Source organism: Nocardia sp. AB354, from assembly GCF_049538315.1.
GTDB classification, from domain to species: domain Bacteria; phylum Actinomycetota; class Actinomycetes; order Mycobacteriales; family Mycobacteriaceae; genus Nocardia; species Nocardia nova.
In genome coordinates, this window is the sequence record NZ_JBMVFU010000021.1 from 83,662 (window position 1) to 97,417 (window position 13,756).

Here is a 13,756-nt window from a genome sequence, read left to right on the forward strand (position 1 = left end):
GGGCGTTTACCCCGTCGGCAACGGCGTCTCCACCGCTCACGCGATCGCCGCGGTCTATAACGCCATCGCCACCGATACGCAGTTCCTGTCGCGGTCACGAGTGCGGCTGATTCCGCGCGTGCAGACCCGGCTACCGGACCGGAACCTGCTGCTTTCCATGGGCTGGCGACTCGGGTACCACTCCATCCCTGTTCCCAACCCCTTCCGGGCCCCGGTTATCTCTAGCGGAAGATAACCTATCAATAGACTATTGTGCTCGTCCGAGGTCTGGGATATCACTGGCCCGCGGCTTCCCGCAGGCTAGCCAGCGGACTGGGTCGACGCCGACCGTTCGGATCCAACCCGGTGGATAATCCGAACGAGATTGCTCTCGCCATCTACGAAGATGCGGTCTCCTTCCCGTAATACGCGCGTGCCGATTTCGGTTCCGATGACATACGGAATGCCGAGTTCACGTGCCACAACGGCTCCGTGGCTAGCGGACCCACCGATATCGATGACCAAGGCTTCGGACAGCGCCATCAAAGGAGCCCAGCTCGGATCGGTGAAACGACACACCAGGACGTCACCCGGCTCCAGGTCGACTTCTTGCTCGGGATCTGTGAAGATTCGCGCGCGACCTTCAACGGTTCCTCCCCCGCTGGCGGCGCCTTTCAACTGGGTCGCGGCTTCGGCATGATCCGGCTCCGGGTCGATCCTCACCGGTTCAGGCATCCCGTAGAACGCGATCGGCAGGACCATCGACTGGTACTCGGCCCTCGTCGTACGGCGCACGTCCACGATCCGCTGCGGATTGTCCAGCTCGCCGGCGTGCAGACGTTGGCATTCTTCAATGGTGAAAAAGAAGACATCGTCTGTCTGCTGCAGTCGACCGAGGCTCACCTGCTGCTCGCCGAAAGCCCTCGCCGCTGCCCGGCATTCGTCGATGGCCATGAGGAGGCGGCCTTCCCGACTTGCAGTGTGCGCACGATGTTCCGCATCCGCCGAAGCAACCACCGCGTCATCCAGCGTTTTCCGAAGGGCGTGGCCGCAAGCAACCGTTGCTCGGCATCAGCGGCGGCCGCACGCGCTCGGGCTGCACGAGCTTCCGGGCGCTCCCGTTCGGCCGAGGCCGAGGCCAGCATGCGGATCGGAGCGGGGTTCTCCCGCCACACTGTCGTGTAGACATTCCCCTCGTTCGGCCCGTGATAGCCCCAAGCGCGGAGGAAATCGACTTCGGTTATCTCGCCCTTCCCGAGCCGCCACATGTCGTCGGCCATGCGGGTTTCGTTGACATCGCCGACTCCTGATAGCAGCTGAACAGCCAGCGCCGGTTCACCGGCCCGCTCCGCTGCTGCGGTCACCGCGGTCTGCCCGCCTTGGAACATGAACCGCACAATGCAGTGCTCCGAGAAGGTCTTGACGAAGTTCCCACGGGCCGCAACCAACCACTCGATCGGTTGGATACGGGCCGGCTCCTCACCGTTTCCGAGCTCGAAAACCGTCGTCAGCCACTCTCGGTACATCTCGTCGTGCAGCTTGCGCAGCCGTTTTCCCGTGCGCAACAGAGTGATTGGCGCTCTCCACATGAGCGCCGGCAACCGGCGGTATGTCCCAGGAAAGCTTGGTGCGCCTGCGCGAACACTGCCCATGAGGTCTCGTTCGAAGTCGTCACCATCGACTCCCGGCAGTGCGGAAAGCGTTTCTTTGATGGCATCGACATTCAAGGCCTGACGCCCGTAGAACCATGCCAGGCCCCGCTTGTTCACATCCGAGGAGACCACAACCTTCTTCTTCGGAATGACTCCGAACGCTGACATGGAGTACAGCCAACCCGTCTCTGCCGAGTCCATCCAGACGCTCCAACACATCGGCGTCATGACTTCGGGGCAAGCTTCGCCCAGATTGGTACTCGACCAATATCGGTCCGGCTGCGAACTACCACGCACGGGGTCGGTAACGGAAGTGGACACAAACTCTCCTAGCTCGGGCCGCGCCCGGCTTCGATAGGGCGCGGCGTCGACGACTGCGCCGTCGGCGCCCGCGCACATGCTCGGGGCGCCGCACCGGCCTCACTATTCGGATCGGGCGTTCACGCGGACATCGGTGCGCCCCGTCGACAACTCGTGTGCCTGTCAGCTGGCTTGGGCAACCCTCGGAGTGAATTTCATCGGCATTGTGTGCCAACCCACAGTCGGCCACAAACCCGGCTCCGGTTCACCAGCCACATCGAAGGTTTCGATCCGCTGTAGCCATGTGCTCAATACGGCTCGAATCTCGATCCGCGCGAGAGGCTCGCCGAGACAGCGGTGCGCCCCGAGACCGAAACTGGTCAGCTTGTGGGTAGGGCGATCGATCTGGCACTCATCAGCGTTCGGGAAAACATCTTCGTCCCGACTGCCCGATGCCCACATCATGCAGATGCGGTCACCTTCCTTGATGGTCTTTCCGCCTATCTCCACATCACGCGTCGCCACACGCGCCGTCGCCTGCACTGGCGCAAAGACTCGACAAAACTCACCCACTGCCTTCGTCAGAAGCTGCGGATTTTCCCTGAGTTGATCACAGACATCCGGCCGGGTCGACAAATACTGCATGGTCGAGCTCAACGTGTCCGCTGTGGTTTCGAACCCGCCGACCGACAATAGAATGAAGGTGCCGAGAATTTCCTCATTTGTCAGTGGACGCCCGTCCACCTCTCCCGTGACGAGGGCAGACATCAAGTCATCAGTGGGATCGGCCTGGCGCTTTGTCATCCACTCGTGCACGAAGGAGAGCATCTCCATGAACGTCCGGCCGAGAGCCTCCTGGTCCTGTCCGGCGTTCGCCTCGACCATCCCGTAATGCCAACGCTTGAACATCTCCCAATCCGATTCGGGAAGGCCCATCAGCAATGCCAACCCGCTTGCCGAGACGGGGATGTTCAGCTGCGACGCGACATCCACGGTGCCATCGGAGATGAATTCGTCTATCCGTTCATTGGTAATACGCTGCAAGAGCGGCTCGAAGGCAGCGAGACGGGCGCCCCGGAAGAAGGGGGCTATCAGTCCCCGGTAGGCGTCATGCATCGGAGGGTCGGACTGGACCGGCAGCCACGGAAACACGCCGCCCGTCATGTCCGGAATCACGAATTGAGGAGCAGAGCTGAAGGTCTCGGGTTCGCGCGCCGCACGTTCGATATCCCCGTGCTTGAAAAGGGCCCAGGTGCCCCCGAATTGCTCGGTGAAGGCCACCGGGCAGCCGGATCGCATCCGCTTGGCCTCATCCCTGGGCTTCGAAACATTTTCCGGGGACAGCGGATCCCAGTCGGACGTTGTTTGCGACATTGCAATACTCCTACGATTCGTATGAAAGGCTGGACCTCCGGCCCAGTTGTCGTTCGAATACCCGACATCACACTTCCAGCGACAACGGGAAGGCCCGGAAACGCCGGTAAGACTCTCTGATCATTGAGACGCACCGGCTTGGAACATCCAGAACCCGAGTGAATTCTATGGATACACGGTCACTGCTACTTCGTGCTCAGCGCAATGGGGAGCTCGCTGAGACCATGGAGAACGAAACTGGGAAGCACCGGGTCCTTGTGATCACGGACGATACGCATATCCGGAAACCGCGACAGCAGGAGTTCCAGGCCAACCCTGGCCTCCAGGCGGGCGATATTGGCCCCCAAGCAGAAATGTTCCCCGCGCCCGAACGCAAGATGCTGTCTCGATTCAGCGCGGTCGAGATCCACCGTATCGGCCGGCCCCAACGCCTCCTCGTCCCGATTGCCCGAGCCATACACCAGCCAGAGCATGCTACCTGCCGGAATCGAGACATCGCCGATTTCGACGCTTTCGGTCGCAGTGCGAAACAATCCTTGCACCGGCGATTCCAGACGCAGCATTTCTTCGATCAGGGGGCGAAGCAAACCCATGTCATCGCGGATCCTCGCCATCAGCGCCGGGTCGGTCAGGAGACGGTGCGTCGTCCAAGAGAGCAAATTCGTAGTCGTTTCGTTTCCGCCGACCAGAAACACCACGAGCATCTGCAGCATCTCGTTGAGTGTGAGTGATTCACCCTCGTCGACGCGCGCAGACACCAGATCGGTCAGGAGGTCATCTCGAGGGTCGCCGCGCCGAACGTCGATCTCCTCGGTGAAGTAATCATAGAATTCGTCAACGGCCTGGAAGATCTCACCGATCTCATCCATGGAGAGATTCAACGCTCCCACGCCTCTCGTGAAGGCGTTGGACCAACGTTTGAAGTCCGACTGCCGTTCCGGAGGAACTCCCAGCACATCGGCGATGACAGTCATCGGCAACGGAATCGCGAACTGAGAAACAAGATCCATTGTCTCTTCCGACTCCACCGCTTCCAGCAACTCAGAGGCGATTCTCCGGACCTCCGGCTCCATCAGCTTGACACGGCGTGGCGAGAATGCCTGACTCACAAGCCGACGCTGACGAAGATGCAATGGCGGGTCGGCGTTGATCAACGCGGGCTCACTGTTGATTTCCAACCGCCGCTCCACTTGACGCAACAGTACCGGCGGCGTCGCCGGGTCTTCATGCAGCTTCTTCGCTAAGGCCGTCACCGAACTGGGCCCGCTCTGTTGAGCAGAAGAATACCGAACAGGGTCCGCGAGGACGTGCGTAATATCACTGTGGCGCGAGATAACGAAAGCGCCGAGCTGCTCTGACCAATACACAGGGGCAACGCGCCTAAGCTCGTCGTATACAGGATATGGACACCGAATCGACTCTGGGTCGAGAGAAAGCAGTGAATCCACCGCCGGACCGACGCCGGAACCCGATACCGGACAACGTTCGACCGTCGTAGCACTGGGCGCCACAACGTCCGAGACGCCACTACCGCCCTTTGATTCCTGCAAAGCCAACTTCACTCCATCCGAAATCCAGCGCCTGTTTCACTGTCAGTCGCGCTGCATTCTTTGTATTACGCCAGCGCTTTCTGGCGGTTCGCGATGCCGACCATGTCCTCTACTCGAACAAGCTTCACTCGGGGTCGTCCGGCTTTCCGCCCCGCCTCCACTTCGTGTGCCTTGATCGAGCGCCAGCCGCCGATGTCGATCCGATCCGGCTGGCGTTGTTCGATCAGCGCCTCCAGCCCCGCCGGATCCCTGGTGGGCTTCACCAGTCGTCCCGTCTCCAGGTCCTCGAGCAGGTGGCGCACCGTCTCTCTCGCGCACAGCCTGTTCGTACCGATGACGCCCGACGGTCCACGCTTCACCCAGCCCGCCACGTACACCCCTGGAATCGGGGATCCCGTTCCGGAATCGATGACCCGCCCTCCGTCGTTGGGTACGACCCCGCGGGCACCATCGAAGGGCAAACCCGCCAGCGCTCGTGCTCTGTAACCGATCGAGCGAAGCACCAGGCCGCATTCCCAGTCCCCTACCGAATCCGGGAATACCTCTGTGCGACTGTCTGATCCGGATGAGAGTTGCGTTCGAGCCATCCTGATACCTTCGACGCTCGAGGTACCGAGTATTTCGACAGGAGTACGGAAAAAGCGGAGCCGGATCGTTCGATCGCCGATTACAACCGACCTGGCCGCGTAGTCGGCGATGATGCGTTGCTTCAACCCGGCTGCGGCATTGGAATCGGCGGCGGATTCACTGTCGACCGGATCTGCAGTGACATTGGTCTGGGGCAGATGCCCCAGCGCAGCCAACTCGGGAACCGTGAACGCAGCGTGCTCAGGTCCACGCCGCCCTACAACGATGACTTCTCTTATCTTGCTCGTGGCCAGCGCTTCGATCGCGTGATCGGCGATGTCTGTCCGAGCGAGTCGCGATACATCACTGATCAGGACCCGAGCCACGTCGAGACCGACGTTGCCGTTGCCGATCACCACTGCACGTTCCGCGGAGAAGTCGAACTTCATTCCGGCGAAATCGGGGTGGCCGTTGTACCAGGCAACAAAATCGGTAGCCGAATGGCTTCCTAGCAAACTCTCTCCCGGGATATCAAGCCGACGATCCTCCGAAGCACCCACCGCATAGATGACAGCATCATGGTGGCTCATCAGCTCGTCGTGGGTAATATGCTCTCCCACTCGGGTGTTCAAGAAGACCCGCACGCCTCCGCGGCATATGGTGCGCTCGAACACTTCGGCAATTTCCTTCGTGCTGGGATGGTCAGGCGCCACGCCATATCGCACCAGTCCACCCGGCACCGGAAGCCGTTCGAAAAGGGAGACTTCCACCTTCACGCCGTGCGTGTTCAGAAGCTCCTCGACCGCATAGCATGCTGCCGGCCCGGTTCCGATCACAGCGACACGGATCGCTCCGGTCGCGGAGGATGCGGGCTGTAACGGTATAGACGGCACGAGGGAGGAAGTCGGAGACGTCTCTGCAAAGTAGCCCGCGTTCAGTTCCGCGTAGAGCGCGGTTTCTTCGTCGAGCTCTCCGTCAGAGATAATCGCATCCACCGGGCACACCTCCGCGCAAGCGCCGCAGTCGATGCAGGAGTCGGGATCAATGTGAAGCATCTCGGCGGTGGAGAAGTCTCGTTCCTCCGGTGTCGGATGGATACAATTCACCGGGCATACAGCAACACAGGTTGCGTCATTGCAGCATGATTGCGTGATTATGTACGCCATTCGGTGCATTTCCTTCATCTTCGTCGAGCGCAGTCGTGAGTCACGAGGAGCCCGCACGATGTAACAGCCCTCGAACGCGATCACACAGCTCGGATCAGCGGGCGAGGAACCCGTCTCGTCGGTTACCAGCAGTTCTTTCACGCCGTCACGGGTATGTGGCCGGTGCTTTCGTCGGCCCCCGAGGCGGTGCGTTGAGGCAATTGTGGGGCACACCCCCCACCATGTCAAGGGACACAACTGTCCCTTGATGTGACTGCCGCCCGGGCCAGAGGGCGCTACCACGCGACCCTCGCGGCAAGGCTCGGTCTGGCTGCCCATACTTGCAGCCGACAGGCATAGCGAACCGCTCGCCGGATAGGGATGGCCACGATGCTCCACGCGAGGAACTACACCAGAGGGCGGACCTGGTTGATCGAGTTAATCTATCCATCAATAACTAGTGGATAGAGTATTCTCGCTCTGGTCGTCCGCGACCGCCGAGGGGGAGTCTTGGCAGCATCGGTCGCGGATCCTAGCTGCCATATCTCGGAGGTTGCGGTCACATGTCAACGTCGATCGGTACACAGTCCAACGCCATCCACTGGAAGACAAAGCTCTGGATCGGGCTGTCGGCAGGGGTTTTCATCCTGGCCTCCCTCTTGATCACCGCCCTGAGAGAGCACCACGGAGTCGAGCTCGATCCGACATACGGCACCCCTCCTCCGCCCGACTTCCCATACTCCCTCGCGAACAACGTCGGGTGCACTCTTGTCATGACCCTCGTCGGAGTTACGGGTGTGGCCCTGGGCATCCGTCAATGGATGCGAACGAAGTCGCCGCTGCCGCTGATGGTCGCGCTGAGCGGCGCGCTGATCTGCATTCCAGAAGTCTTCTTCGACGTCATGGGCGCCGTCTACTTTCCGTGGAGCGATACGGAGGCCTTCGGTCACGCCTATGACATCCTGGGTCGTCACATGCCCTGGTGGATCGTGGCCGGCTGGTTCGGATATGGGGTATTCAGCTTCTCGATCTTCGCACTGCTCAACTCGAAGCCGACGACGAGAACGCTGTGGTTGATGTTCGGCGCCGCCGCTGCGGGCGACGTTGTCTTCGAGGAGATTCTGCTCGAGTTCGGGGTCTATCACTACTACGGCAACCAGCCCTTGATCCTGATTTCTCAGCTGCCATGGTGGTGGATTCCGTGCAACTCGGTTGGCGTGTTCCTCGCCGCAACCCTGGCGCATCGCTTCCAGTCCACACTCCGAGGATGGCGGTCACTACTGATGCTGGTCATCACGCCCCTTTCGGTATCCACGGTGTACGGCTCGATTGCGCTACCGTCCTGGATCGCCGTCAACAGCGACTATCCGTGGCTGCCTACGCAGCTGCTGGGCCTGCTGACCATCGGATTGGGAGTTCTCGTGTTCGCCTTGATTCTTCGACTCGTCCTGGGCCGGGATCCGCTCGACCTCGCCTACGCTCCGGGACCGTCGGCGAGTCATGCAGCAGAGACCGACGCCGCCGACAGCCGGCCTGCCGGGCAGGTCGCTGTCGCGCGATGACACGTTCCGCCGCGGTCGGCGAACAGCCGACCGCGGCCGGCCATTCTGCGCGGTCAGTCTCCGTGATAACCCAACCGGGGAGTCGACTACTTTCGACCGGCCTCAAATGGTCGCCGCACCAATAGTTTCCAGGTAACCACCCGCCGCCATCCGACCCACGGTGTCGAGATTGCACCGATCGGCCTGGACGCCTTCGACCGCATGGCCGCGACGACCCAACCGATCGATCGCCACGTTCACCACCGCGTTCGCAATCCGTATCGAGCGTCCTCGCTTGAATGAGCCTGGTTCGCAACGTATTCCGCAGAAACGACAAGTACGACTCGATGCGACTCGACACCAGCTTCCAGATTAAATAGGGCTTTTCTGCCATTTAACCAAAAGCTTGCGCAATAGACATTCGAGTGACAAACTAATCCCCGTCACACAGGTCTATGACGCAGGACACAGCGCGCGCAGCTCGTTACTCGCTGCGGGTGTGTCGGCGGGATCATCGGCTCGACGACAGGACGCCGGCAACCTGCACCGTTGCCACCTGCAGGTGCAACGACATCCATGTCCCAGGCGCCGCACCTCGAGGTGAGCTACTCCGAAAGGTGCAGAGCTGCCCGAACAGCCTCGGATTCCATTTAGGCCAAAGTGAAAATCACTCCGCAGCCACAGCCTAGCGGCGGGGTTGAGAAGCAAAACGTGACTGCATGTTCATGCTACTACCTGATGGAAAGGACGGCTGTCCGTGACGACGATCCTGCAGCCTCCGGGAGAAAGCCCCGCCCCCGAAGACCAATTGGGTCATGCTGTTTCCGATCAGCGCCGAAAACGAGCCATCGGCCCACGGTTGATCACTTATGTCCGAGAGACACCGATACGTGCGTTGGCGACGCTCGGACGGTCAGCCGAGTTGAGTGCGGCTGTTCTCCGATACGCCGTTGTCGATACCGTTCGATTACGACTGCCGCTCGGCGAAACGGTGGAGCAGATGTGGTCACTGCTGAAGGTGACCGCATTGCCCGCTCTGCTCATGGCGGTGCCCATCGGCGCCGAGATCTCGGTTCAGGTGGGCGGCATCATGAGTCAGGTCGGCGCCAACTCCCTGGCCGGCGCGGCGAGCGGGCTCGGCGTCGTAGGCCAGGGCGCTCCGATGGCGGCAGGGCTGCTGATGAGTGGCGCAGCGGCATCAGCGATCGCCTCCGACCTGGGCGCCCGGGCGATTCGTGAGGAGATCGACGCCATGCGCGTTATGGGCGTCGACCCTGTCGAACGCCTCGTTATGCCGAGATTCCTCGCTATGATCGCGATCGCGCCGGTGTTGTGCATAGTCATTATCGGGGCGGGAGTTTTCGCAGGCTTGACGATATCCTCAACGGTCAATCACGTGGTACCCGGAAGCTTCTGGCAGACATTCGGCGCCTTCGCCACGCCAACGGACGTTGTATTTGCTGTGATCAAGGCGCTGATTTTCGCGGGTCTGGTGGTACTGATCGCAAGCGTTCGCGGTCTCGAGGCGAAGGGCGGGCCAAAAGGCGTCGCTGACGCAGTGAATGCATCAGTAGTGCTCAGTGTCTTCTGCATTTTCATGAGTAATCTTCTGGTCAGCCAGCTCCAATCTATGTTCTTCCCCTCCCGATTGGCGTGATAATGGGTACCGCACCGTCAAGATATACACCAGCACCGCTCAATTTCGCGGTCCTTCGTCCGATTCGCTATATCGTTTCCGCGGGAAACAGGACTCTCGGCGAGGTCGGGCAGATCGCCGTATTCGTCTGCAAGACCTTCTACTTGTTGCCGAAAACTGTACGTCATTATCGCAAAGCAACATTCAAAACGATGAACGAAATGGCCTGGGGCACTGGATCGCTCATCGTCGATGGCGGTGTGATCAGCCTGATGTTCTTCCTCGGCGTGGCTGTCGGCGCGGTCGTGGCCATCGAGGCATTCACCGCCCTGAACTTGCTTGGATTCGGTCCCCTTACCGGAATCATCGGCTCGTTCGGAAACATACGGGTGATTGCTCCCATCATCACTGGTATCGGCTTCGCGGCGCAGGCCGGATGCCGTATGACCGCCGAGATCGGAGCGATGCGCATCTCCGAGGAGATCGATGCCACCGAAGCCATGGGTCTGCAGGCCATTCCATTCGTGGTCGGCACCCGACTCATCGGCAGCATGTCCGTAGTACTCCCAGGGTATCTCATGGGTCTGGTGATCAGCTTTGTCACCGGGGCTGTCATCGTCAAAGCCTTTCACGGTCAGTCCCCGGGAACCTACGATCACTATTTTACGACGTTTCTGAGCGTGCCGGACTTGGCCGCCTCCGTTCTCAAAGCCATGGTTTTTTGCGGGGTCGTCACTTTGATCCACTGCTACTACGGCTATTTTGCGAGTGGCGGGCCGGCAGGAGTTGGGGCGGCATCAGGACGTGCGATCAGGGCCAGCCTGGTGGCCATCGTGGTACTGAACTTCTGCATGACAGTGGCGATCTGGGGGCTCAGCCCACTGCTGGTCTTCAAAGGATGAAGCAATGAGCCGAACACGTAATCAAGACTTTCTTAGAGGCACTGACCAGCACCAATCACGCGTGTTGAACCTGGCAGCATTGAGCATGATTGCGGTCATTGCAGCCTGCTTCATAGGTTATAAATTGGTGTCTCCTCGATTCGTGCATTCAAACACGCTCGACCTGAGCATAGATTTGCCATTCGTGGCCCCGGGGGTCGGTAAGGGCACGAAAGTAATTATGCACGGCGCGGAGGTCGGGCGGGTCACCGATCTGCAGGAAACCACCAGCCAGGCTGTGCGCGTAGGCATAGCACTCGACCCGGCAGATCTCCACGGTTTGACCGATGCTTTCAACGTAGACTTTCGGCCGGAAAATTACTTCGGAATCACAGCTGTGAACTTGATTGCCGAATCAGGTGGCAACCGATTGGTCAGCGGCCAGACGCTCAACCGGATCCCCCGCGGTGACTTCACAATGTCCACCATGATCGAAAAGGGTTCCATCGCGGTGGACGGAACGCTTACCAAGTCGATGATTGATGCCCTGGACAAAGTCATCAGATATACCGACGGGCTGACACCGATGATCCAGTCCGGCGTGGTGATAGCCGACCGCGCAGCGCAAACGCAACAAGCTCTGCCGAGCACGCTGCTATCTGAGATGAACCAGACGCTCGATGTACTTCCAGGTTTCAGTCGACAGGCGATCGACGCGATGTTCCTTCTCTTCGACAACAATTTCAACCGACGGGCCGACGGCACCTACGGAGTTGACGACAGCGTGATGGATAGAGAAAATATCGGGCTCTACCTGGTCTCTACCGACCTATTCGGCGCCGCCGGCCGACTGCTGGCCTCTCACGGAAACGAATTGACACCCGTAACCCAGATTGTGTCCGCGTTGTCGGACGTGGTTCCACATCTGCTCGACGGAGGTGCGGCAGCCACCAAGCTATCGACTCTCGTCGATAGGTACGGCAGCGCATTCTCCGGCCCTGACCGATCCAAGACGCTGAATCTGCGGGTGATACTCGATGACCTGCCGGCAATGGCGACTCCGCTGGCTATCTCCGGCCTCCCAGAAGTGCCCCATCAGGAGATGCCACGATGAAATATCGTCACCGTCTGATCAACACCGCCATAAAGCTGGGAATCGCGGCTGCGGTTTCAGTTGTTCTATTCATAATCATTATCAATGCGATCAGGAATCCAGTCGACGGCCCGCAGACACGCTATACAGCGGACTTCACCGACGTATCAGGCTTACACGTCAACGGTGATGTGCGGACGAAAGGCGTACTCATCGGTAAAGTGACTTCGATCGAGCTCACTCAGGCGGAAGGCCGTAGCGTCGCTCGCGTCGGCTTCACGGTCGAGAAACCCTATAAACTCACCGACCGCACCCTGCTTGCAGTCAAGTATCAAAATTTGACCGGCATACGCTACATGGACTTCGAACAGACCGAAACGGGAAAGCCGGTGAGCCATCTGTTAGCGGATGCCACGAAGCCGTCTTTCGACATAACGCAACTCTTCAATGGATTGCAGCCGGTCCTCAGCACGATGAACAGCGGCGAGATAAACACCTTCATGAAAAATGCGATTACAGTCCTTCAAGGCGACGGCGGCGGTCTCGCACCGATGCTGGACAGTGTACAGAAACTTGCGGAATATACCCACGACCGTGAGCAGGTCATATCCACACTCACGGCAAATCTCAGCAGAATCTCCGACACGTTGGGCGGCAAGTCCCCGGAACTGATAGATTTTCTCCGGGATGTCAAGATTCCGATCGCTGCAGCAATGACAGTGCTCGATGAGTTCAGAAAGACGGCTACCTTCGGCCCGGAGTTCCTTACCCCACTCGAACGCATTGTGTCGGATATCGGGCTCACCGCTGACACCGACATCGACAAGTTGCTACACGATGCATTCAGTTCTGTCCCCGCGGCAGCGGATGCGCTGCGACTTCTGCCGGGCGCGTTCGCAGGACTGCAACTGCCGGCGGCCGGTGCCACGCCAGGGGTGTCTACGTGTGCCAACGGGGTCGCACAGCTCCCCACAGACGTGAAGGTTCTGTTGAACGGCAGCGAGGTCGTGATATGCAACGTCCGTTGAAAACAGATACACGCCTCATTCGGTTCTTGAAACTGGCCGCCGATCGGATCCGGGGAAACCATGCTCTCCTCGGATCGGTTGTCGTGACCGTCGCCGTGGTTGCACTGGTGGCTTCCGCCGTGCTGTACGTTCATCCGCCTGGCCAGAAGACGATTTCCTTCGAGACCACGGACGCCTCGTCGCTGAGCGCGGGTGAGGACGTGCGAATTGCTGGAATATCGGTTGGAAAGGTCCGCAAGCTGGAAATCGGTCCCTCGACCGTCCGCGCAGAAGTAAGTATCGAAGACACCATCTTCATCGGCGCGGACTCACGAGTCGAGGTGCGCATGTTGACCCCGGTAGGCGGCTATGCCGTTACAGTAATACCGATCGGTACCAGGCCGCTTCCTCGTTCCGGCATCTCTGCCGATCATGTGGTTGTTCCATATTCGATCGGCGACGTCCTACAGGCGGCACCCCATGTGACCGATCAACTGGACGGCGGCAAGATCGATGCCAATATCGACCAAGTTGCCGACGCTTTGCAACATAATGCGACATCTATATCCTCAATTATTTCCGGAATGAACAGTGTCGCGGGCGTCATGGACCGTCAGCGCGGCCAAGTGCGCAAAATAATGGATACGGCCTCGGAGTATCTGGAGACTTTCAACGGGAGTCGAGAATTCGTATTCGAGTTGCTGCGGGAGGTCGAGATCGTGGAATCGACCTACAGCAACACCCACGAAGGTTTCGATCGGGCTTACGAGCTCATCGGGGATATCTTGCACCGTACCGAATCGGTCTCCCGCTTCTACCTGGAACATAAAGATGAACTGCTTGCGGGCGTTAACCGCGCCCGGCAGAGCATCGCAGATTTCCAGCAGGCTCTCGGCCCAGCACTCGACAATCTCAAGGTGCTGCGACAGCAGTTGGAGGCGTGGCTGGGGCCCGAAGGCCTGAAGAAGGTCGGCGGCGGAACCCTGTTGTCCTCGCAGGTATGTATCCCGATCCCCGGGCGGTCGTGCTGA

11 protein-coding genes are annotated in these 13,756 nt (G+C 59.7%); 6 read left to right on the forward strand and 5 right to left on the reverse strand.

What is annotated here, in order from left to right; translation table 11 throughout:
- Positions 1-300: 300 nt before the first annotated feature.
- The 5 genes from ACPCUW_RS26200 to ACPCUW_RS26220 form a co-directional block, all read right to left on the reverse strand.
- Positions 301-933 (reverse strand): PEP-utilizing enzyme, encoded by a 633-nt coding sequence (locus ACPCUW_RS26200; protein WP_423427743.1) that lies wholly within the window; start codon positions 931-933, stop codon positions 301-303.
- Complete coding sequence (locus tag ACPCUW_RS26205; protein ID WP_423427744.1) at positions 879-1,832, reverse strand: hypothetical protein; 954 nt, start codon at positions 1,830-1,832, stop codon at positions 879-881. The genes ACPCUW_RS26200 and ACPCUW_RS26205 overlap by 55 nt, the downstream gene beginning before the upstream one ends.
- Positions 1,833-2,114: 282 nt before the next feature.
- The gene (locus ACPCUW_RS26210) at positions 2,115-3,305 is read right to left on the reverse strand and encodes a cytochrome P450 (protein ID WP_423427746.1); all 1,191 of its coding nucleotides are present in this window, start codon (positions 3,303-3,305) and stop codon (positions 2,115-2,117) included.
- Between the two features lie 185 nt (positions 3,306-3,490).
- A complete protein-coding gene (locus ACPCUW_RS26215; protein ID WP_423427748.1) occupies positions 3,491-4,861 on the reverse strand; it encodes a cytochrome P450 in 1,371 nt (456 codons plus the stop codon).
- A gap of 59 nt (positions 4,862-4,920) precedes the next feature.
- Positions 4,921-6,729 (reverse strand): FAD-dependent oxidoreductase, encoded by a 1,809-nt coding sequence (locus tag ACPCUW_RS26220; protein ID WP_423427749.1) that lies wholly within the window; start codon positions 6,727-6,729, stop codon positions 4,921-4,923.
- Between the two features lie 401 nt (positions 6,730-7,130).
- Here ACPCUW_RS26220 and ACPCUW_RS26225 point away from each other — a divergent pair, with 401 nt between their 5' ends.
- The 6 genes from ACPCUW_RS26225 to ACPCUW_RS26250 all read left to right on the forward strand — a co-directional run bounded on the left by ACPCUW_RS26225 (position 7,131) and on the right by ACPCUW_RS26250 (position 13,756).
- Positions 7,131-8,129 (forward strand): hypothetical protein, encoded by a 999-nt coding sequence (locus ACPCUW_RS26225; RefSeq protein WP_423427750.1) that lies wholly within the window; start codon positions 7,131-7,133, stop codon positions 8,127-8,129.
- Positions 8,130-8,970: 841 nt separating this feature from the next.
- Positions 8,971-9,765 carry an MlaE family ABC transporter permease gene (locus ACPCUW_RS26230; RefSeq protein ID WP_423427823.1) on the forward strand — a complete coding sequence of 265 codons (795 nt, stop codon included), beginning with the start codon at positions 8,971-8,973 and terminating at the stop codon, positions 9,763-9,765.
- A 2-nt stretch (positions 9,766-9,767) separates the two neighbouring features.
- Positions 9,768-10,646: an ABC transporter permease gene (locus tag ACPCUW_RS26235; RefSeq protein WP_423427751.1), complete on the forward strand. Its 879-nt coding sequence runs from the start codon at positions 9,768-9,770 to the stop codon at positions 10,644-10,646.
- Positions 10,647-10,650: 4 nt separating this feature from the next.
- Positions 10,651-11,739: an Mce family protein gene (locus ACPCUW_RS26240; RefSeq protein WP_423427753.1), complete on the forward strand. Its 1,089-nt coding sequence runs from the start codon at positions 10,651-10,653 to the stop codon at positions 11,737-11,739.
- Positions 11,736-12,746: an MlaD family protein gene (locus tag ACPCUW_RS26245; protein WP_423427754.1), complete on the forward strand. Its 1,011-nt coding sequence runs from the start codon at positions 11,736-11,738 to the stop codon at positions 12,744-12,746. Before ACPCUW_RS26240 ends, ACPCUW_RS26245 begins: the two co-directional genes overlap by 4 nt.
- Positions 12,731-13,756 carry an MlaD family protein gene (locus ACPCUW_RS26250; protein WP_423427755.1) on the forward strand — a complete coding sequence of 342 codons (1,026 nt, stop codon included), beginning with the start codon at positions 12,731-12,733 and terminating at the stop codon, positions 13,754-13,756. The genes ACPCUW_RS26245 and ACPCUW_RS26250 overlap by 16 nt, the downstream gene beginning before the upstream one ends.